This window comes from Pararhizobium sp. P1_E7 (genome assembly GCF_056405855.1).
The window spans coordinates 230,421-252,478 of the sequence record NZ_JBFUBH010000002.1; the positions used below are offsets into that span (position 1 = coordinate 230,421).

Here is a 22,058-nt window from a genome sequence, read left to right on the forward strand (position 1 = left end):
CACGCTGGGAACCATGAGGATCACCCAGCTGTGAAACATAAGGGTGGTTCAGATTCTGAATCACCCATTATTACAACGACAAAAGTATCGCCTATTTTCACTTGGTGAACTTTTGTCAGTGCCTTGAGCATCGTGACGGCGTTGCTTAGTGTTTCTTTTGGGTTGTTTTCTGCGGTGACATTATTGTTGTGTTTGAACTCGTGTAATAACGGATGACAGCTTCTGTAGGCTTCAAAAATTTCCGCTGGTGTGGGGATTCGACCCTCGACAGGACGTGATTGATGAAATCTGGTCTCTGGGTTTATCTCTATATGGATGGGTGTTGGAAAACAGTTTCTATCGATTCTTACAACGTAATTTATGATCTTATCTGCCGAGTATTCTTTTAAATATTTTTTTACGACGCCATTCTCTTTGAAGTTGAGCGCCAAAAGACAGGCGTAAGCTAAAGCCTCACATATCTTCCTGATCTGAAGTGCAATAGTTTCGGTTTCAAGAATAGATATCTCTTTCTTTGCTAATATTTTCTCAGATTGCACTAGTCGCTGTTTTATTAATCCCATGTAGAAATTGTAATCTTTTCCCAGTTGTGTCGCGTCAGGCATCGGCCGGCCGGTCCTTCGGGTCGAACTGGATGATGGTCAGCCAGTTGGCGGTGAGGGCAGGCTTGCGTTCGCCCTCGATATCGACGGTGACGTCGTAGGTGACCATCAGCATGCCGGCGCCGCGGAAACGGGCCTCGGCCATGGTGAAGCGGCCGCGCACCTTGGCGCCGCTTTTCACCGGCGTCATGAAACGCACCTTGTCGAAACCGTAGTTGATGCCCATCGTCTGCTCGCGCACCCGCGGCAGGCAATTGTAGTTCATCGCCGAGAGGAGAGACAGCGACAGGAACCCGTGCGCAATGGTGCCGCCGAAAGGGGTTTCGGCTGCGGCGCGGACCGGGTCGGTGTGGATGAACTGGTGATCATCGGTGGCGTCGGCAAAGCCGTCGATGGTCTTTTGCGTCACCGTGATCCAGTCGGAGATTCCGATCTCCTTGCCGACCAGATCCTTGACGTCAGACAGCGAAATTTCCTGCGGCATTCTCTTTTCCGATCAAAAACATCCCCCCTGCGTCTCTATATGCCTCTCTTGAGAAAAACGGCAATCAGGCAGGGTAGTCTGGGCTCATAAAATTTCGACGTGGAAACCGACACTTCGCGCGGCGGCCATGCCGATACCGGCATTGGACGAGGCAAGCAGGCTCTGCCAGCCGTATCCCTGCCGGACCGGCAGATGGACCGGATGCGGAGCGTGACTTCGGTTGATCGCGACGGCAAGCCGGGTGCGCCTGTTCTGCACAGCGTCGCCGGTTGACAGCAGCATCACCAGATGGTCGGTCGTGGCGCCCTCCCAGTCGCTGGCCGTCATCGGCTGACCGTCGAACCGCAGCCACTCGACATCGCCGTTTCCGGTGAAGAACACGGTTTCACTAAAAACATCGAAACGGGTGCGGATTTGCGACAGTGTTGCCGTATGGGCAATCAGCGTATCGTCAAGCGCCGCCCAATCGACCCAGGTGATGGCGTTGTCCTGGCAATAGGCATTGTTGTTGCCGCGCTGGCTGCGGCCGCCCTCGTCGCCGGCAGTCAGCATGATTGCACCGCGCGTGGCAAACAGAGTGGACAGCAGAGCCATGACATCGCGGCGGCGGAAGGCCTGCACCTGCGGGTCGCCGGTCGCGCCTTCAACACCATTGTTCCAGGAATGGTTTTCGTTATGGCCGTCGCGATTGTCCTCGCCATTCGCCTCATTGTGCTTGCCGGCATAGGAGACGAGATCCATCAGCGTGAAGCCGTCATGGGCAGCGATGAAGTTGACGCTGCGGGTCTGCTGAGCGCCATTGCGGGAAAAAATGCTGGACGAACCGGCCAAGGCCGTCGCGAGGTCGCCGATGGTATGGCTGTCGCCGCGCCAGGTGCGGCGCAGGTCATCGCGAGCCCGGTCGTTCCATTCGAGGAAGTCGGCCGGGAAATTGCCGAGCTGGTAGCCGCCGGGGCCGATATCCCAGGGTTCGGCGATCAGCAAGCGGTCTTTGAGGACGGGATCGGTGCGCATTTCGGTGAGCAGGGCGGCATCGCTGCTGAAGCCGTTGATGTCGCGGCCGAGGATCGAGCCGAGATCGAAGCGGAAGCCGTCGATGCCTGCGGAGAGGACGAAGTGGCGCAGGCTGTCGAGGATGAGCTGGCGCACAGCCGGATGATCGCAGGCGATGGTGTTGCCGCAGCCGGTGTCGTTGACCAATACGCCGGATTGGCCGGTGGCGTAGCGGTAATAGGTGTGGTTGTCGAGGCCGCGCATGGAAAGCGTCGCGCCGAAGCGGTCGCTTTCGCCGGAATGGTTGAAGACGAGATCGAGAATGGTGCCGATGCCTTCGGCATGAAGCGCTGCAACGGTTTCGCGCAGCTCGGTCATTCCGCCCGGGACAAGACGCGGGTCGAGCGCCATGAAGGCGATGGGGTTGTAGCCCCAGCCGTTGGAGAGACCGAGCGGCGGCAGATGGCGCTCGTCGATCCAGGCGGTGATCGGCATCAGCTCAATGGCGGAGACGCCGATGCGCTTCAGATGGGCGATGACTGCGGGATGGGCGAGTGCCGCGACGGTGCCGCGCTGGTTTTCGGGCACATTCGGATGCAGCATGGTGAAGGGGCGCACCGCGACCTCGTAGATCAGGCCGCCGGTCCGGAAAAGCGGAGCTTGATGCTGCGCGCTCTGCGGTTCGGTCACGATCGCCTTGGGGACAAGATCGGCGGTATCGTCGCCGAAGGTCGACAGGCGGGGATCATGGCGAAAGGGGCGGTCGAGTTCGCGGGCGTAGGGATCGACAAGCAGTTTGGCGGGATCGAACCAGAGGCCCTGGCCGGGGTCATAGGTTCCTGAGGCGCGAAAACCGTAACGGGTGCCGGCGGGCGCATCCGCGACGGTCAGGCTATAGATGCCATCCTCGCCGCGCTGCATCGGCAGACGGCGCAGTTCGCGGTTGCCGGTCGCATCGTAGAGGCAGAGCTCCATGTTGCCAGCGCTGCCGGACCGGACCGAAAACGTCGTGCCGCTTTCGTTGAGCGTGGCGCCGAGGAGGGAAGCGGGCGGGTTCGGCATCGAGGTCACCTTGGGATGAGCGGGGGAGGCGCAGGCGGTTTCGTATCAGATTGGTTTGACAGTGATTTGTCTCTGCTTTCGGGTGTGTTGCAAGCGGTAATCTTCTACCCTCCCCTTGAGGGGGCAAGGGTGGTTTCGTGTCCGACCGTTGTGCCGGGTTTCCCGGGCCTCTATAGGTTAGGGACTGCGGCCGTGAACTGGCCATCGCCCATTTCAGAAAAACCGCCAAGTGAGTGCCTTATCATGTCATCCCGCATCAAGATTCATCGTGACGGCCCGGAATTTTCGCGGCTGGTCTGGGGCGCCTTTCGCATTGCAGACAACCCGGAAACGAGCACGGTCGCCTCGATCGCCCGCACGGTCGACATGTGCCTCGATGCCGGGATCACAACAATCGATCATGCGGATATCTATGGCGGTTACCGCGTCGAGGCGCTGTTCGGTGAGATGCTGGCCAGCCGTCCTGATCTGCGCAACCGGATCGAACTGGTGACGAAATGCGGCATCGCGCTGACCGGCCCGGCGCGGCCGGAGCACCGCGTCAAGCATTATAACAGCACGGCTACTCATATCCGCCGGTCGCTGGAAAACTCGCTGCGCAATCTGAAGGTCGATCATGTCGATCTGCTTCTGCTGCACCGGCCCGACCCGCTGATGGATGCCGCCGAAGTGGCCGAGGTTTTGGAAGCGCTGGTTGCCGAAGGCAAGACGCGGGCTGTGGGTGTTTCGAACTATACGCCCTCGCAATTTGTAATGTTGCAGTCGAAGCTTCCCATTCCGCTAATGGCAAACCAGATCGAGCTTTCGGTTACGCATACCGCGCCGCTCTATGATGGGACGCTGAACGAATGCGTCAATTACGGGATCGCGCCGATGGCCTGGTCGCCGCTGGGTGGCGGGCGCCTGTTCGACAAGGAGAAAGGCAATCCGCAGCTCGTCGACCTGTTGACCAGTCTTGCGACCCAATATGGCGTGCCTGGTGCTGGAACGGTCGCGCTTGCGTGGCTGCTGCGCTTGCCGTCAAAACCACTGCCAATCATCGGCTCTACCGATCCTGCGCGGGTGCAGGCGCTGGCGCGGGCAACGGAGATCGAGTTTGATCTGCAGGACTGGTTTCAGGTTCTGGAAGTGGCGAGCGGGCGGCCGGTGCCGTAAGGCCGGTTACTTCAGCCGAGCAGCTTTACCAGCTGCCAGTCGCCGTTGGCGTCCTTCTCGACGCGCTTGTTGCCGCGATAGCAGCGCAGCTTGCCGGCCTGCTTGTCCATGACGAGGCGGGTCGGTGTGGATTTGGACTTGCCGTTTTCGCCGATGGCGGCGGCAAGTGCTTCCTTGAATTTACCGGCCTTGTAGAGGGCGACAAGATCGTCGTCTGTCATTGTCGCGTTTCCTTGTGTGTCTCCGGCAACCATTGAGCCGGATCGGGAGGGCGCAGCGAGTCACCACGCCCTCCCTTAGAGCATTCGGTCAGGTAATGACAGTCGGTTCGGTGCGGCCGGTGCGGGACTTGATGCCGGCGATCTGGTCGGCAACCGCGATCAGGTCGGCAAGGGCCTCCTGGGTGTCGAAGTCGTGGCGCGAGGCGTCGGGCTCGTAGCGTTCGATATAGACGCGCAGCGTTGCCCCCGAGGTGCCGGTGCCCGACAGGCGGAAGACGACGCGGGAGCCGCCTTGGAACAGGATGCGGATGCCCTGGTTGTTGCTGACCGACTTGTCGATCGGGTCGTTGTAGGAGAAGTCGTCGGCGGCGGCGACCTTGAGCTTGCCGAAGGTCTTGCCCGGCAGGGTGGCGAGCTGGTCGCGCAGCGCCGTCACCAGGCCGTTTGCCGCATCCGAATCGACTTCTTCGTAGTCGTGGCGGGAATAGTAGTTACGGCCATAGGTGGTCCAATGCTGGCGGGCGATATCCTGGACGCTTTCCATGCGCACGGCGAGGATGTTGAGCCAGAGCAGGACCGCCCAGAGGCCATCTTTTTCGCGCACGTGGTTGGAGCCGGTGCCGGCACTTTCCTCGCCGCAGATGGTAACGAGGCCGGCATCCATCAGGTTGCCGAAGAACTTCCAGCCGGTCGGCGTTTCGAACATGCCGATGCCGAGTTTTTCGGCGACCCGGTCGGCGGCGGCACTGGTCGGCATCGAGCGGGCGATGCCGGCAAGACCCTTGGAATAGCCGGGCGCGAGGCTGGCATTGGCAGCGAGCATGGCAAGACTATCGGACGGGGTGATGAAGATGCCCTTGCCGATGATCAGGTTACGGTCGCCGTCGCCATCGGACGCAGCGCCAAAGTCCGGGGCGTCGTCGCTCATCATTTCTTCGTAAAGCGCGCGCGCATGGACGAGGTTCGGGTCGGGATGGTGGCCGCCGAAATCGGGCAGCGGAATGAAGTTCAGCACCGAGCCCTTGGCCGCACCCAGCCGGTTTTCGAGGATTTCCTTGGCATATGGGCCGGTGACGGCGCTCATGGCGTCAAAGACGATGCGGAAACCGCCGCCGATCAGATTGCGGATTGCGCGGAAATCGAACAGCTTTTCCATCAGTTCGGCATAGTCGGCGACCGGATCGATCACCACGACTTCCATGCCTGCGACGTCCTGGCTGCCTTCCAAATCGAGATTGATGTCGGCGACCTCGGCGATCTTGTAGGTCTCGATCGTGCGGGTGCCGGCATAGATGGCGTCGGTGACTTTTTCAGGGGCCGGGCCGCCATTGCCGATATTGTACTTGATGCCGAAATCCTCGGTCGGGCCGCCCGGATTGTGGCTGGCCGACAGCACGATGCCGCCGAAGGCCTTGTACTTGCGGATGACATTGGAGGCGGCCGGTGTCGACAGGATGCCGCCACGGCCGACGAGGATGCGGCCGAAGCCGTTGGCGGCGGCCATCTTGATGGCGATCTGAATGACGTCGCGATTGTAGTAGCGGCCGTCGCCGCCGATCACCAGGGTTTCGCCCCTGAAGCCGTCCAGACTGTTGAAAATCGACTGAATGAAATTCTCGGCATAGTTCTTCTGCTGGAAGACCGGCACCTTCTTGCGCAGGCCCGAAGTCCCGGGCTTCTGGTCCATATAGGGGGTGGTCTGAACGGTTCTGATCATGGGTCTTAGCCTTTCGCAAGAAGACTGGAATAGAGATCGGCATACCGATGCGCGCTCATATCCCAGGAAACGTCTGATTTCATACCCTGGGCCTGAAGGCGAGCCCAGACTTTCGGTTGCCGGTAGATGGCAAAGGCGCGCCGAATCGCCTGACGCAAACTCGCAGCCGAAACCGGCGAGAATTGGAAGCCGGTAGCGACTTTTGCAGCAAGAGCCGCCTCGTTGGCGTCGATGATCGTATCGGCAAGTCCGCCGGTATGGGCAACGATCGGCACGCAGCCGTAGCGCAGGCCGTAGAGCTGGGTGAGGCCGCAGGGCTCGAAGCGCGACGGGATGAGGATGGCGTCGCTGCCTGCCTGCATCAGGTGTGATAAGGGTTCGTTATAGCCGATCACCATGCCGACGCGGCCGGGATGGCGGGCAGCGGCAGCGATGAAGGCGCTTTCGAGCGACGGATCGCCGGAGCCGAGCACGGCCAGCTTGCCGCCATTGTGGACGATGTCGTCGATCACCTCTGCGAGCACGTCCATGCCCTTCTGCCAGGTCAAACGGCTGACGACGCAGAAGATCGGGCCGGGCGCATTGTCGAAGCCGAATTGGGCCGACAGCGCCTTGCGGTTGACCTCGCGCTTCTTCAGCGAGCTCGCCCCGTAGTTTTCGGTGACGTACTTGTCCGTCTGCGGATCCCAGACATCGGCATCGATGCCGTTGACGATGCCGTGCAGGCTGGACAGGCGGGCCGTCAGCAGGCCGTCGAGGCCCATGCCGAATTCGGGGGTGAGGATTTCCTGGGCATAGGACGGGCTGACGGTGGTGATGACACTCGCTGCCTGCAGACCGCCCTTGAGGAAGCCGACATCGCCGAAATATTCGACATAGCTCATCGAAAAGGCTTCCGGCGGCAAAGCCAGCTCCGGAAAGATATCCGGGCCGAACTGCCCCTGGAAGGCGATGTTGTGGATAGTCAGTACTGTCGGGGTCGCATGCGCCGCGCCGAAGCGCATGTAGACCGGTGTCAGCGCCGCCTGCCAGTCATGGACATGGACGAGATCCGGTTTCCAGCTCGGCAGAAGCCCGCCGGCGATCTCGGCGGCCGTCAAGGACAGGGCTGCGAAGCGGCGGAAGTTGTCGGTGTAGTCCAGCCCCGCTTTGTCGACATAGGGGCCGCCGTCACGATCGAACAGTTCCGGTACGTCGAGCACGAGAAGGTCGAGCCCCTCGTGTTCGACGGCAAGGATCGAGGCGGGGTTACCGAAGAGATTGTCGAAGCCGCCGATCTTCTGCGGCTTCTTGATCTTCTGCATCACGCCGGGATAGCCGGGCATGAGGGTGCGCATGCGGACGCCGTGCGGTTTCAGGGCCGCCGGCAAGGCGCCCGCCACATCGGCGAGGCCCCCTGTCTTGATCAGCGGAAAGACTTCCGATGCGACGGACAGAACCTCCATTCTCACATGCCCAGCTTGTCGATCATCGTCTGGGTGATCAGGCACACGCCGTTTTCCGAACGGCGGAAGCGTTTGGCATCGAATTCCGGGTCTTCGCCGACGACGAGGCCTTCCGGGATGACGACGCGGCTGTCGATGACGACATTGCTCAGCTGCGTATGCCGGCCGATCCTGACGTTCGGCAGGATGACGGCGCCATCGAGGCGGGAATAGGAATTTACCCGCACGCCGGTAAACAGCATGGAGCGGTTGAGCGAAGCGCCGGAAATGATGCAATCGCCGGAAACGAGCGAGGAGGTGGCCGACCCGCGGCGATCTTCGTCGTCATGGACGAATTTTGCCGGCGGCTTGATCTCGGCGAACGTCCAGATCGGCCAGGTGCCGTCGTAGATGTCGAGTTCCGGCGTGACGTGGGTGAGGTCGATATTGGCCTGCCAGTAGGCGTCGATCGTGCCGACATCGCGCCAGTAGGCTTCGCGCTCGAAATCGGAACGAACGCAGGACCGGTTGAAGCGGTGGGCGACGGCTTTGCCATGCTGGACGATATAGGGGATGATGTCCTTGCCGAAGTCACGCGAGGAGGACGGATCGGCGGCGTCGCGGCGGAGCACATCCATCAGGAACTTGGTGTGGAAAACGTAGATGCCCATCGAGGCCAGCGCCATCTCCGGATTGCCGGGGATGCCCGGCGGGTCGGCAGGCTTTTCGACGAAGGCGATGATCTGGTCCTTTTCATCGACATGCATGACGCCGAAGCCGGTCGCTTCCATGCGCGGCACTTCCAGGCAGCCGATGGTGACGTCGGCACCGGAATCGACATGCTGCTGCAGCATGAGCTCATAGTCCATCTTGTAGACATGGTCGCCGGCCAGGATGACCATGTATTCGACGCCGTGATCCTCGATAATGTCGATGTTCTGATAGACGGCGTCGGCGGTGCCTTCGTACCACTGGGTCTCGGAGACGCGCTGGGAGGCGGGCAGGATATCGAAGCTTTCGTTTCGCTCGGGACGCAGGAAGTTCCAGCCGCGCTGCAAGTGGCGGATCAGCGAATGCGCCTTGTATTGCGTCGCGACGCCGATGCGGCGGATGCCCGAGTTCAGCGCGTTGGAGAGCGCGAAATCGATGATGCGGGCCTTGCCGCCGAAATAGACCGCGGGCTTGGCGCGGCGATCGGTCAGTTCCTTCAGGCGGCTGCCGCGGCCGCCGGCAAGGACATAGGCCATTGCATCACGGGCGAGGGGCTGGGTGCGTTTTTCCATTGAATTTCCTCCCGATAGTATGGTTCCCCGGAGCGCTATGGCCGCTCGTTCGGAACTGTGTCCTCTCCAATATTCTTCTGACGCACGACTTTGGCAGGTCTTGGGAGCCCGCCTTGCCGTGCGCTAATCCTGCTCCAGCATCAATGTCGCCAGGGGCGGCAAGGTGATGGTGGCGGTCGTGATGCCTGCACTGTTTTTCTTTGCCTGAACGGCTCCTCCGTTGCCTTTGCCGCTGCCGCCGTAGATCTCGGCGTCGCTGTTGAGGATTTCCTTCCACCGCCCTTCCACCGGCAGCGGTATCGTGTAGTTTTCCCGGTAGACCGGGGTGAAGTTGCTGATGACGGCAATGGTTTTTTCGCCCGGCGCCTTGCGCAGCCAGGCAAAGACCGAATTCTCGCGGTCATCGGCGATCAGCCATTCGAAGCCGTCGCCCTCGCAGTCGCGCGCATGCAATGCCGCCTTGTTGCGGTAGGTACCGTTTAGGTCCCGCACCAGCCGGCGCATGCCTTCGTGAAGAGGATATTCGAGCAGGTTCCAATCGAGCGACCGGTCTTCCGCCCATTCCTGCCACTGGGCGAATTCCTGGCCCATGAACAAGAGCTTCTTGCCCGGATAACCCCACATGAAGCCGTAATAGGCTCTGAGGTTGGCGAATTTCTGCCAGTCGTCGCCGGCCATCTTGGCAATCAGCGAACCCTTGCCGTGCACGACCTCGTCATGGGAAAGCGGCAGCACGAAATTTTCGCTGAACGCGTAGAGCAGGCCGAAGGTCAGGTCGTTGTGGTGGTGCTTGCGATGGATCGGCTCGCGCTGCAGATATTGCAGCGTGTCATGCATGAAGCCCATGTTCCACTTGAAGCCGAAGCCGAGGCCGCCAGCATGGACAGGAGCGGAAACCTTCGGCCAGGAGGTGGATTCCTCGGCAATGGTGATGATGCCGGGATGGCTGCCGTAGACTTGCTTGTTCATCGTCTGCAGGAAGCGGACGGTATCGAGGTTCTCGTTGCCGCCGTACTCGTTCGGCACCCATTCGCCGTGCTTGCGCGAATAGTCGAGATAGAGCATCGAGGCGACCGCATCGACCCGTAAACCGTCCAGATGGAATTTTTCAGCCCAGTAGAGCGCATTGTTGACGAGGTAGGAAAACACCTCGGCGCGGCCGAAATTGTAGATCGCGGTGTTCCAATCGGGATGGTAGCCCTGACGCGGGTCCTCATGCTCGTATAACGCGGTGCCGTCGAACCAGCGAAGGCCGTGGGCATCGGTCGGGAAATGCGCAGGCACCCAATCCAGAATAACGCCGAGACCGACTTTGTGGGCGCCGTTGACGAAGCGGGCAAAACCTTCCGGTTCGCCGAAGCGGGCGGTTGGCGCGTAGAGGCCCGTGGTCTGGTATCCCCAGGACGGATCATAGGGATATTCGGTAATCGGCAGGAATTCGATATGGGTGAAGCCCATGTCGATGCAGTAGGGGATCAGGCGTTCCGCCAGTTCGTCCCAGGTCAGCATGTCGCCATTGTCGCGGCGCCGCCAGGAGGCGGCGTGAACCTCGTAGATCGAAATCGGCTGTCGCCGCGCATCGACGCCGGCCCAATGCGCACGGTGTGCCTCGTCCTGCCAGACCTGCTCGATCTCTCCCGTCGTCATCGACGCATTCTGCGGTCGCAGTTCCGAGCGGCGGGCAAAGGGATCGGCCTTCAGGGGCAGCAGTTCGCCGTTCTTGCCGACGATCTCGTATTTGTAGATCGCGCCGGATTGGACGTCGGGCACGAAGATTTCCCAGATGCCGGTGTCCTGGCGCAGCCGCATGACATGGCGGCGGCCGTCCCAGTCGTTGAAATCGCCGACGACCGAGACGCGCTTGGCGTTCGGTGCCCAGACGGCGAAATGAAAGCCATCGGCGCCGTCATGCCTGATCGGATGCGCGCCCATCTTGTCGAACAGCCGCAAATGAGAGCCTTCGCGGATGTAGTAATCATCCATCGGCCCAAGCACCGGGCCGAAGCTGTAGGGATCGGTGACGGCCCATTCGCCGCCGCCATTGCGGGCGCGGTAGCGGACCGGCTGGATCTTCTTGACGGCGATCTGGCCTTCGAAGAAACCGGCATCGTCACGCCGTGTCAGTGTGCCGATCTCCTTGCCGGCCAGTGTTTCGGCGGTCACAGCTTCGGCGCCGGGGATGAAACAGCGGGCGACGAACTCCTTTCCCGCCGGATGGACGCCGAGGGCGGCGAACGGATTTGCATGAGTGCCAGCGAGGATCGCCGCAATCTCTTCCGCCGACAGACTGGCTGGCGCAACGGCAGGCGTGGCGTCTTTCGGCACTGATGTCATCCGGCTCTCCAAATTTCCCCGGCATATTGCCGGATTGTACGGTCAGAGGAGAACCAGCCCATGCGCGCGGTGTTGCGGATGGTCTTGGAATACCAGCTGGCCGTGTCCGTCCAGATTGCGTCTACCTCACGCTGCGCCTTGGCATAGGCATCGAAATCGGCCGCCACCATGAACCAGTCGTGATTGTAGATGCCGTCGATCAGGCCGGTGAAGCGGTTGCGGTCATCGGGGGAGAACACGCCGGAGGAAATCGCATTGAGGGCCTGCGACAGTTCCCGCGATTGCTCGATGATGGCACGGGGATTGTGACCCTCGGCGCGCACCTTGGCGACTTCGTTCGCCGTCATCCCGAAGATCTTGATGTTCTCCTCACCGACCCAGTCACGCATTTCGACATTGGCGCCGTCCAACGTTCCAATGGTCAGCGCACCGTTCAACGCGAACTTCATGTTCCCGGTTCCAGACGCTTCCATGCCGGCGGTCGAAATCTGTTCCGACAGGTCGGCGGCCGGCACCATGATCTCGGCCAGCGAGACATTGTAATTGGGAATGAAAACGATCTTCAAAAGGCCGCGCACCGACGGGTCATTGTTGATGACCCTGGCTACGTCATTGGCCAGCTTGATGATCAGCTTGGCATTGTGATAGCTCGGCGCCGCCTTGCCGGCGAACAATTTGACACGCGGTACCCAGTCCAGCTCCGGATGCGAGCGGATCTGGTCGTAGAGCGAGATCGCCTCGATGATGTTGAGGAGCTGACGCTTGTATTCGTGGATACGCTTGATCTGGATGTCGAACATCGCCGACGGGTCGAGCCGGATGCCCATGCGGCTCTGTACCAGCTGGGCAAGCTTGACCTTGTTGGCGCGCTTGATCCCGGCAAATTTTTCCTGGAAATCCGGCTTGTCAGCGAAGGGATCCAGCGCCTGCAGGGCTTCCGTATTGTCCATGAACTCATCGCCGATCGCATCGCGGATCAGCGTGACTAGTTCGGGGTTGCACTGCATCAGCCAGCGGCGCGGCGTGATGCCGTTGGTCTTGTTGTTGATGCGCTCAGGATAAAGCCGGTGCAGGTCGGCAAACACCGTTTCCTTCATCAGCTCGGTGTGCAGGGCCGACACGCCGTTGATCGAGTGGGAACCGACAAAGGCAAGGTTGCCCATGCGCACGCGCCGGTCGCCGCTCTCGTCGATCAGCGAAATATTGCGGACTTCCTGATCGGTATGGGCCTTCTGCTTGCGGGCCTCGAGCAGGATCTTGGCGTTGATCGCATAGACGATCTGCATATGGCGCGGCAAAAGTCGCTCGAACAGCGGCACCGGCCAGGTTTCCAAGGCTTCCGGCAGAAGCGTGTGGTTGGTGTAGGAGAACGTGTGACGGGCGATATCCCAGGCGGCCTCGAAATCCATGCCGTGAACGTCTGTCAGGAGGCGGACCAGTTCGGCGACGGAGACGGCGGGATGGGTATCGTTAAGCTGGATCGCCACCTTGTCGGCGAGCGAGGTGAAATCCGGATATTGCTGCAGATGACGGCGCAGGATGTCCTGCAGCGAGGCCGACGAGAAGAAGAACTCCTGGCGCAGGCGCAATTCCTGACCAGCAGGCGTCGCATCGGCCGGATAAAGCACGCGGGCAAGGCTTTCGGCCTTGTTGCTTTCACGCAGCGCGCCAATGTGGTCGCCGGCATTGAAGGCGTCGAGCAGGATCGGATCGATCGGGTGTGCGGTCCACAGGCGCAGCGTGTTGACGCGCTTGGCGCGCCACCCGACGACAGGCGTATCGCAAGCGGTGGCGATAACGCGCTCGGCCGGCTTCCAGACGTAGCGGGTGACTTCCTCATCGACGTTGACAGTTTCAACCGAACCGCCGAAGCCGATTTCGTAGGAGCTTTCACGGCGTTCGAACTCCCACGGATTGCCGTGGGCAAGCCAGGTTTCCGGAAGCTCCACCTGCCAGCCATCGGCCATCTGCTGGCGGAACAGGCCGTGGACGTAGCGGATGCCGTAGCCATAGGCGGGGATATCGACGGTTGCCATGCTCTCCATGAAACAGGCAGCAAGACGCCCGAGGCCGCCATTGCCAAGAGCCGCATCCGGCTCAAGCGTCGCAATCACATCGAGATCGACGCCGAAGGAGGCAAGCGCTTCACGCAATTCGTCCATCAGGCCGATATTGGTGACGGCATCACGCATGAGGCGGCCGATGAGGAATTCGAGCGACAGGTAGTACACGCGCTTGGCATCGGTGGCGTAGGTCTTGCGGGTCGATTCCATCCAGTTGTCGGTGATGCGGTCGCGCACGACCAGGATGGCAGCCGTCAGCCAGTCATGCGGCTTGGCGACCTTTGGGTCCTTGCCGATACGATAGGTGAGACGTTCGATGATTTCCTGGGCGAGGACTTCAGAGCTCGAGGCGCGGGGAGCAGCGCTCGGAATCTTTTCGTTGGACAAACGATCGATCATGAAAAAGGCTTACCCTCTGCTTGCGGTTTGGGAGACCGGAGGCGAACACCAACGGGGCATATGAGCGATTTATGCACCGATACGAAGCGCTTGCAATAGCGTTTTCAATAAGATGAAAATTGCAGGAGAGGGTGGCTTCGAAACGGCTTGCGAATTGCCGAATGAGACGAAAAAACCCGCCCCGATGTCTCGGAACGGGTTTTCGGTTGTCGCGGGAAAGCGGCTACTGCGTCAGGCGAACGGTCATTGCCGAGGCTTTTTCGCCGATATATTTGAACGCGGCGTTCAACTGGTCCGCATTCTCGGCCGCGAAGTAGTGCCCGGTTGTGGTCGCGCAGTAGCTCAGCAGTGCCTGACCGCGCGAAGGCGCCATGAAGGCAACCGTAAAGACCTGAATGTTGGCTGTTCTGGCATCGTCACACCATTTTTTCGTCTCGGTGTCGGCCGACGTGTAGTTATTGTCACCGTCCGTCATGAAGACGATATATTTTGTCGGGACCTGCTTGTTTTTGACAAAGTGGGCGGCGTTCTCGACCATTTCCGTTTCATTTTTTTTCAGGACCAGCTTCTGGTAAGCGGTCTTGAAGGCGCTACCGGAATCCGTGCCGCCGGTTGCCGTAAGCGCATTGACGTAGGTCATGACGCTATCGGTACCCCATACCAGGTCGGTCTGTGTCTGCATCGAGGCGTTGTAGGAAACTGCGCCGGTTCTCACCAGTGAGTTGCTTGGGTCGGCGGTCTTCAAATAGGTGGTCAGGCTTTCGGTGGCGTCCTTCAGCGCTTCGATCTTGGTGGTGTAGTTGGGAACATCGCGCTGGCATTTCCGCTTTTTACCGCAGTCGTAATTTTCAACCTTGGTTGGATTGTCCTTATCGACGGTCGCCGTGTCTTCGGCCATGGAGCCGGAACGGTCCAGCACCAGGAACATCGACAATGCATTCTTCGTTTCCGAAGAACTCAGGGACTTGCTGACCGCGCTGATTTGGGCGGTCTCCTGGCCGAGAAGCCGGGTCAGAGGGTTGAGCGGAAGTTTGTAGTTCGACGATATATCGACGGTATAGGCCTTGCTGTTGCCGACGGTGTTGGTCGCCTGCTTTTCAACAATGTTGATCTTGGTGTTGTTGATAAATGCCGCGTCGAAGGCAGCAAGCTCCTCGGGGGTCATGTCGGCCGTCCGGGAGTTTTTCAATTGGGACTTCAGAAAATCCTGGGCGAGTTTCGTTGCATTTTCGATGCTCATTCCTTCATTGATGAGCGCGGACGATGCGGCAAGGGCTGCCGTGTCCGTTGCGTCCTGCAGCTGGTTCTTGGCCACCATCATGTTTGCCATGTCGATGGCGACGCCGCCCGCAGCGAACAGGACCGGAATTACCAGTGCTCCCATCATGGCAAAATTGCCGCCGCGGTCGCTGATGAAATTTGAACAGGACTGAAGGAATTTCGATCGCTTTATCATTTTCGCCACTCGAAACAGAGGTTGCCATCTTTTGATGGAGCGGTTTCTATTCCGTAAGCATTACGAACCCGTTCAGCTTATGGGTTGCAATTAAGTACAATTCTAATTGCCCCGCGAAGGCAGGCGGTTCATCCTGTTTTAGGTGTGCGAAAAAGACACGGCGGGCTTTCCCGTTCCGGGTCATTGCAGCGGAATGACGTCCACAGCCTGCTCGGTCTTGTGCGAACCGTAGCTTTTCAGGACACCGATGACAGGGGCGACGTCGCTGTAGTCGCGGCCATGGCCGACGACGATATGATCCAATCCGGCAAAAATATTGTTGGTCGGGTCGAGTTCGAGCCAGCCGGAGGTGTTTCCGCACCAGAAACGGACCCAGGCATGCATGGCATCGGCCCCTTCCAGACGCTCCTTGCCCGGCGGCGGGATGGTTCTGAGGAAACCGCTGACATAGCCGGCGGGGATGCCAAGGCTGCGCAAGGCAATGATCATCACATGGGTGAAATCCTGGCAGACGCCGCGTTTCAGCGTGAAGGCCTCGCGCGGCGTGGTATCGACGGTGGTCGCCTTCGGATCGTAGACGAAGTCCTTGTGGATCTGAGCGCAAATAGCGGTGGCGATCTGGCGGATCGTCATGCCCGGCCTGGCGATGCCACGGGCATAGGCCGATATCGCCGGGTCTTCGGGAAGGCGGGGGCTTGCACCGAGGAAATGATGCGGCGAATTGGCGTCGAGCGACCAGACATTGGCAAGCTCGGCGGGAACGCCGGCAAGGCCCGGCGAAAAATCGGCGGTCAGCAGCTGGGCTTCAAGCTGGACGCGGGCCTGCATGCGGATCACCAGCTTTTCATGTTGCTTGCGAAACAGGATCGAGGTCGAGGGATTGGCGAAGAAATCGACGCTGTCGCGCCGTTCCTCGGGCGCTGGTGTGCAGGTAACGGTGCCGGCAATGAGGCGCTGGCGATCGGGAAGCGACGGGGGCAGGACGCGCACGACATGCCGGCCGCCGGAAACCGGGACTTCGTAGGTGTAGGTGATCCGCAGGTTGATGTCGTAGAGCATGGAACTCTCAGTTTCGGCGCAAGAGGTGTGTCATATCCTATCCAAGATAGGTTTGCGCGAGGATGTCGGAGAAGCGTCCGAGTTCCTGTTCCAGATTGTTGTAAACAGCGGAGTTCATCGCTTCGGGTGTCATGACGGCAAGGCCGGCGTGCAGCCGCATCGCTTCGCGATAGAAGGGCGACATCTGGCCGTTGCGATAGGCGTTCGGCAGTTGCTCGACCTCCGTCTTGATCTCGTTCAGCTGGTAGAGGATCGAGCGCGGGTTGAGCGGGTCGAGCGCCAGAAGGTCGGTGACCGTCAGCGAGGCCGTGTTGACATTGTAGCGGCGGCGATGGGTCATGACGCTGTCGCCGATTTCCAGGAGCATGTCATAGGCGCCATCCGGCGCGTCCTCGCCGGACAGATGGCCGAGCAGCCTGGTCATGTGCAGGCCGCGTTCGAGGTAACGGCCGATCGAGAGAAACCGCCAGCCGGTGAAGCGGTACATGTTTTCATGGACGAGACCGGCAAAGCCTGCGAGCTTGCGCAAGAGCACCGTCATCGCATGGGTGGCATCGTCGCCGGCCTGGACTGTCGACTGGAATTTGCGCGCGGTCTTGGCGAGATCGTTGAGCGCCAGCCAGCCATCGGCGGAAAAGCGGTCGCGGATATTGCTGGCGGAAAAAAGGGCGCTGTTGATATTGGCCATCAGGCTGTCGGGAACCGGCTGTCTGGTATCGATGTCGAGCACGGCCAGATAGTCGGTGATATCCTTCAGCAGCGGCATTTCGGTATTGGCGGTTTCGGCAAAGCGGCCGTGCCAGGCGCGCAGGATGCGCAGCGCGCCTTCGGCCCGCTCGATATAACGGCCGAGCCAGAAGAGATTGTCGGCCGCCCGGCTCGGCAGGCTGCCGGGCATGATGCGGATGAAGCTTTCCTCGGCCGGCAGAAGCGTCATCTGCTCGACAGGCTTCTGGCTGACGATCCAGACGTCTGCGGCAGACCCACCGGCCTGCATAGCGATGGCGGCGGCATCGGCGCCGGAACCGATGCGGGCAAATCCGCCCGGCATGACCTGCCAGCCGTCGCGGGTGCGGGCGACATAGACGCGCAGGCTCATCGGCCGCGGCGTCAGCTTGCCGTTGATCCAGGCGGGCGTGGTCGAAAGGGTGACGACTTCCTGCCCGACGAGTTTTGGGCCTTCGGTCTGCAGCCAGTCGGCCACCGATGTCCTTGCCGTATCGCGCAATGACGAGCCGAGCACGGATAGGCCGTTATCGTCGAAGAAGGGCCTCGTGGAATAGGCTGGGCCGATGACCATTTTCTCGATATTTTGGGCGACCTGATCGCGTTCCGGCTGTTGACCGCACCACCAGGTGGCGATGCTTGGCAAGACAGGGTCTTCGCCGAGCAAACGGCGGCAGATGGTCGGCATGAAGGCGAGGAAGGCGCGGGTTTCGAGAATGCCGGAGCCGAGCGAATTGACGATGGAGAGCGAGCCGGAACGCAGCGCCTCGACAATGCCGGGGGTGCCGATATGCGAGCTCTGATTCAGTTCCAAGGGATCGGCAAAAGCGGCATCGAGACGGCGCCAGAGGACGCCGACGGGCTTCAGGCCAGCCACGGTTCGGACCATGACGCGGCCATCGACAACGGTCAGGTCTTCGCCTTCAAGCAGCATGAAGCCGAGATAGCGGGCGATATAGGCATGTTCGAAATAGGTCTCGTTGGCAACGCCCGGCGTCAGGACGGCGATGCGATCGTCAGGCTGCTTCTTGCGCGATTGCAACTCGTCGCGGAAGGCGCCGAAGAAGCCGGCGAGGCGATGGACATGGGTTTCGGCATAGAGATCGGAGAAGGCACGGGTGGTGGCGACGCGGTTTTCCAGCGCAAAACCGGCCCCTGACGGTGCCTCGGTACGGTCCGACAGCACCCACCAATTGCCATCCGGACCACGGCCGATTTCGAAGGAGCAGAAATGCAGGAAATGACCGTCGGCAGGCATGACGCCGACCATCGGGCGCAGGAATTCCGGATTGGACGCAACCAGCGACGGCGGCAGGAAACCTTCGGCGACCAGCCGGTTGGGGCCGTAAATGTCGGCGGCGATGTGCTCAAGCAATTCGGCGCGCTGGATGAGGCCTTTCGAGACGGCCTGCCATTCGGTGTCGTCGATCAGAACCGGTACATGGGAAAGAGGCCAGTTGCGCTCCGAATTCTCCTTGGTGCCATAGGCCCGGTAGAACACGCCGGCATCGCGCAGATAGCGGTCGGCGCGGGCGAAGCGGTTGGAAAGCTCGGTCTCGTCCATGCGGCCGATGGAGGAGAGAAAGTGCCGCCAGACCGGCCGGACATTGCCATGCGTATCGAGCATTTCATCGGCAATACCGGGGAGCGCGCGATAACCGAAGACCGGATCGTCGCCGATCCGGTCCTCGCTGCGTTTCACCTGTGCCGTCTGCTTCTTTGACATCGAAGTCCTATATGCCTGCCGGACGCCGTAAATCGCGCGTCAGGGGAAATTCTGCCGATGGGGCTTCCGGCGTGAGCGCGTAAGCGCCGGCCGTGTGCCCCCACGGCTCGAAACGTGCCAGCCTGCGGGCCTCCGCCTCGTTGCCGTTCACCGGAAACGTGTCGTAGCTGCGCCCGCCCGGATGGGCAACATGATAGATGCAGCCGCCGATCGAACGTTTCGACCATGTATCATAAATGTCGAATGTAAGTGGCGTGTTAACCGGCAAAACCGGGTGCAAACCCGACGCCGGCTGCCAGGCCTTGTAGCGCACGCCGGCGACGGCGACGCCGTTGAAGCCGGTCTTGGTCAGCGGCAGCGCCCGGCCGTTGCAGGCGACGGTATAGCGTTCCGGATTGGCGGTTTCGAGCTTCACCTGCAGCCGCTCGACGGAACTGTCGACATAACGCACAGTGCCGCCGGGTGCCCCTTCCTCGCCCATGACATGCCAGGGCTCCAGCGCCTGGCGCAGTTCCAGCTTGGCGCCTTCGTATTCCACCTCGCCGCAGAACGGGAACCGGAACTCCAGCTGGGCTTCGAACCATTCCGGGCGGATGTCAAAGCCGTTGGCGCGCAGGTCATTGAGAACGTCGAGGAAATCCTGCCAGACATAATGCGGCAGCATGAAGCGGTCGTGCAGCGCCGTGCCCCAGCGCACCAGCTTGCCTTCGGCCGGATTTTGCCAGTAGCGGGCGATCAGCGCCCGTACCAGAAGCTGCTGGGCAAGCGACATGCGCGCATTCGGCGGCATCTCGAAGCCGCGGAATTCGACGAGACCGAGGCGTCCGGTCGGACCGTCCGGGGAAAACAGCTTGTCGATGCAGATTTCCGCGCGATGGGTATTGCCGGTGACGTCGGTCAAAAGATTGCGGAACAGCCGGTCGACCATCCAGGGCAAAGGCTGCTCAGCCGTGCCCGGCAACGGCACCTGCGCCATGGCGATTTCCAGCTCATACAACGTGTCGTGCCGTGCCTCGTCGATGCGCGGCGCCTGGCTGGTCGGGCCGATGAACATGCCGGAAAACAGGTAGGACATCGACGGGTGGCGCTGCCAGTGAAGGATCAGGCTTTTCAAAAGATCCGGCCGGCGCAGGAAGGGGCTGTTGTTGGGATTGTCGCCGCCGACCACGACATGGTTGCCGCCGCCGGTGCCGGTGTGGCGGCCGTCGATCATGAACTTGTCGGCGCCAAGACGGGTGAGGCGGGCTTCCTCATAGATCGCCGTGGTGATGGCGACGCAATCGGCCCAGTTGGAGGCCGGATGGATGTTGACCTCGATGACGCCCGGATCGGGTGCGACGCGCATGACGTTGATGCGCTCGTCCTGCGGCGGCGAATAGCCTTCGATATGGATCGGTAGTCCAAGATCGGCGGCTGCCTTTTCGGCTGCTGCGATCAGGTCGAGATAGTCCTCGATCCGCTCGACCGGGGGCATGAAGACGCACAGACGGCCGTCGCGCGGCTCGACGCTCATGGCGGTGCGCACGGCGCCGCGGATGTCACCGGCGGAGCCTGCGATATTCTGCTCGTTGCGGTCCTGCTGCGGTTCGCTCGCCTTGCGCGATGCCTGCGCCAGCGTTCGGGCCGGTGCGCTGTAGTCGGGCAGCGGGCTACGCGGGATCGATGGATCGGCCTGGTGGATATAGGGATACTGCGACGGGGGCACATAGGGCAGGGTGCCGAGCGGCATGCGGAAGCCGATCGGGCTGTCGCCGGGGATCAGGAAGATCTTGCCGCGGCGGGTGCGCCAGCGCTCGCTGACCCATCGGCGTCCATCGGCCTTGGCGTTCCATGCCTGGACGGGAAGAATATAACCGGTTGCGGTCGTCAGGCCGCGCTCGAACACCTTGGCGATGCGGGCGCGTTCTTCCGGGCTTTCCAGCTTGGAGTTGGACGGGTCGACATTTTCCGGCAGGCTGCCTTCCTTGATGATCCATTCTGCCGGATCCTCGAAGGCGGGAATGATCATGCCGGGCTCGATATCAAGCGCGGCGGCGATGCCCGTGAGAAGTGCCTCAGCCTCCTTGTCGGTGACCTCGGTGTCATGCCCCTCGGCGGCGATCAGTTCCGGATTGTGCCAGATTGGCATGCCGTCCTTGCGCCAATAGAGCGAGAAGGTCCAGCGCGGCAGGCTTTCACCCGGATACCACTTGCCCTGTCCGTAATGCAGGAAACCGCCCGGCGCGAAACGTTCGCGCAGGCGCCGGATCAGTTCGTCGGCCTTGTCGCGCTTGGTCGGGCCGACGGCGCCGGTGTTCCATTCCTCCGATTCGAAGTCGTCAATCGACACGAAAGTCGGTTCGCCGCCCATGGTGAGGCGGACGTCGGCGCTATTCAGCACCTTGTCGACATGCTCGCCGAGCGCATTCAACGCCTGCCAGCTTTCCTCGGAAAACGGCTTGGTGATGCGCGGATGTTCAGCCACACGGCTGACGGTCATGGCGAAATCGAATTCGGTATTGGCATCGCCATAGAGACCGCCGGAGATCGGCGCCGCATTGCGGTAATGCGGGGTGGCGGCCAGCGGAATGTGGCTTTCACCGGTGAGCAGGCCGGAAGTGGGATCAAGCCCGACCCAGCCGGCGCCGGGAATATAGACTTCGCACCACGCGTGCAGGTCGGTGAAATCGACCTCGGTGCCGGACGGACCGTCGAGCGCTTTCAGGTCCGGCGCGAGCTGGATCAGGTAGCCGGAGACGAAGCGGGCGGCCAGCCCGAGATTGCGCAGGATCTGGACGAGCAGCCAGCTGGAATCGCGGCAGGAACCGAGCGCCAGTTGCAGCGTCTCCTCCGGCGTCTGCACGCCGGGCTCCATGCGGATGACGTAGTTGACCTTCTGCTGCAGGCGGGCGTTCAGCCCGACGATGAAATCGATTGTGCGCGCCGGCGTCAGGTCGATCGTGTCGATATAGGCCTGCAGTGCCGGGCTCATCGGCTCGGGCTGCATGTAGATCTTCAGGTCGTCGCGGATGTCTTGCGGATAGGTGAAGGGGAAGGTCTCGGCCTCTTCCTCGATGAAGAAGTCAAAGGGATTGTAGACCGTCATGTCGGCGACGAGATCGACCTCGATCTTCAACTCCGTGACCGGATCGGGGAAAACATAGCGGGAGAGGTAGTTGCCGTAGGGGTCCTGCTGCAGCGTGACGAAGTGATTTTCCGGAGTGACCTTGAGCGAGTGGCTGATGACCTTGGTCTTGGAGTGAGCCGCCGGCTTCAGCCGGATGATCTGGGGACCGAGCCGTACCGGCTTGTCATATTTGTAGTGGGTCAGGTGATAGATGCTTGCTTTGATCGCCATGCGGATTTTTATCCCCT

Annotated in this window: 14 protein-coding genes; 1 reads left to right on the forward strand and 13 read right to left on the reverse strand. The window is 61.0% G+C overall.

Annotation, left to right across the window (positions count from 1 at the left end; all coding sequences use genetic code 11):
- Positions 1-20: 20 nt before the first annotated feature.
- The 3 genes from AC1D17_RS03575 to glgX all read right to left on the reverse strand — a co-directional run bounded on the left by AC1D17_RS03575 (position 21) and on the right by glgX (position 3,141).
- The gene (locus AC1D17_RS03575; RefSeq protein WP_477564051.1) at positions 21-605 is read right to left on the reverse strand and encodes a hypothetical protein; all 585 of its coding nucleotides are present in this window, start codon (positions 603-605) and stop codon (positions 21-23) included.
- Positions 598-1,086, reverse strand: coding sequence for a MaoC family dehydratase (locus AC1D17_RS03580; RefSeq protein ID WP_264220148.1), 489 nt, complete (start codon positions 1,084-1,086; stop codon positions 598-600). The genes AC1D17_RS03575 and AC1D17_RS03580 overlap by 8 nt, the downstream gene beginning before the upstream one ends.
- Before the next feature lie 84 nt (positions 1,087-1,170).
- Entirely contained in the window at positions 1,171-3,141 is a 1,971-nt protein-coding gene (glgX, locus tag AC1D17_RS03585; protein WP_477564052.1) for a glycogen debranching protein GlgX, read from the reverse strand.
- Positions 3,142-3,384: 243 nt separating this feature from the next.
- Here glgX and AC1D17_RS03590 point away from each other — a divergent pair, with 243 nt between their 5' ends.
- Positions 3,385-4,296, forward strand: a complete 912-nt coding sequence (locus AC1D17_RS03590; RefSeq protein WP_477564053.1) for an aldo/keto reductase — start codon at positions 3,385-3,387, stop codon at positions 4,294-4,296.
- A gap of 11 nt (positions 4,297-4,307) precedes the next feature.
- Here AC1D17_RS03590 and AC1D17_RS03595 read toward each other — a convergent pair whose 3' ends face one another.
- The 10 genes from AC1D17_RS03595 to AC1D17_RS03640 form a co-directional block, all read right to left on the reverse strand.
- A complete protein-coding gene (locus AC1D17_RS03595) occupies positions 4,308-4,517 on the reverse strand; it encodes a hypothetical protein (protein ID WP_477564054.1) in 210 nt (69 codons plus the stop codon).
- An 88-nt stretch (positions 4,518-4,605) separates the two neighbouring features.
- Positions 4,606-6,234, reverse strand: coding sequence for an alpha-D-glucose phosphate-specific phosphoglucomutase (locus AC1D17_RS03600; RefSeq protein WP_477564055.1), 1,629 nt, complete (start codon positions 6,232-6,234; stop codon positions 4,606-4,608).
- A gap of 5 nt (positions 6,235-6,239) precedes the next feature.
- Positions 6,240-7,679 (reverse strand): glycogen synthase GlgA, encoded by a 1,440-nt coding sequence (gene glgA, locus AC1D17_RS03605; RefSeq protein ID WP_477564056.1) that lies wholly within the window; start codon positions 7,677-7,679, stop codon positions 6,240-6,242.
- A gap of 2 nt (positions 7,680-7,681) precedes the next feature.
- Positions 7,682-8,941 (reverse strand): glucose-1-phosphate adenylyltransferase, encoded by a 1,260-nt coding sequence (gene glgC / locus AC1D17_RS03610; protein WP_477564057.1) that lies wholly within the window; start codon positions 8,939-8,941, stop codon positions 7,682-7,684.
- Positions 8,942-9,064: 123 nt separating this feature from the next.
- A complete protein-coding gene (glgB, locus tag AC1D17_RS03615) occupies positions 9,065-11,275 on the reverse strand; it encodes a 1,4-alpha-glucan branching protein GlgB (RefSeq protein ID WP_477564058.1) in 2,211 nt (736 codons plus the stop codon).
- Positions 11,272-13,737, reverse strand: a complete 2,466-nt coding sequence (locus tag AC1D17_RS03620) for a glycogen/starch/alpha-glucan phosphorylase (protein ID WP_477564059.1) — start codon at positions 13,735-13,737, stop codon at positions 11,272-11,274. The genes glgB and AC1D17_RS03620 overlap by 4 nt, the downstream gene beginning before the upstream one ends.
- 223 nt (positions 13,738-13,960) lie before the next feature.
- Positions 13,961-15,124 (reverse strand): VWA domain-containing protein, encoded by a 1,164-nt coding sequence (locus tag AC1D17_RS03625; protein WP_477564060.1) that lies wholly within the window; start codon positions 15,122-15,124, stop codon positions 13,961-13,963.
- A gap of 249 nt (positions 15,125-15,373) precedes the next feature.
- A complete protein-coding gene (locus AC1D17_RS03630) occupies positions 15,374-16,252 on the reverse strand; it encodes a transglutaminase family protein (RefSeq protein ID WP_477564061.1) in 879 nt (292 codons plus the stop codon).
- A gap of 37 nt (positions 16,253-16,289) precedes the next feature.
- The gene (locus AC1D17_RS03635) at positions 16,290-18,704 is read right to left on the reverse strand and encodes a circularly permuted type 2 ATP-grasp protein (RefSeq protein ID WP_477564062.1); all 2,415 of its coding nucleotides are present in this window, start codon (positions 18,702-18,704) and stop codon (positions 16,290-16,292) included.
- A 7-nt stretch (positions 18,705-18,711) separates the two neighbouring features.
- On the reverse strand, positions 18,712-22,041 hold the full coding sequence (locus AC1D17_RS03640; RefSeq protein WP_477564063.1) for a transglutaminase family protein: 3,330 nt from the start codon (positions 22,039-22,041) through the stop codon (positions 18,712-18,714).
- Positions 22,042-22,058 lie beyond the last annotated feature (17 nt).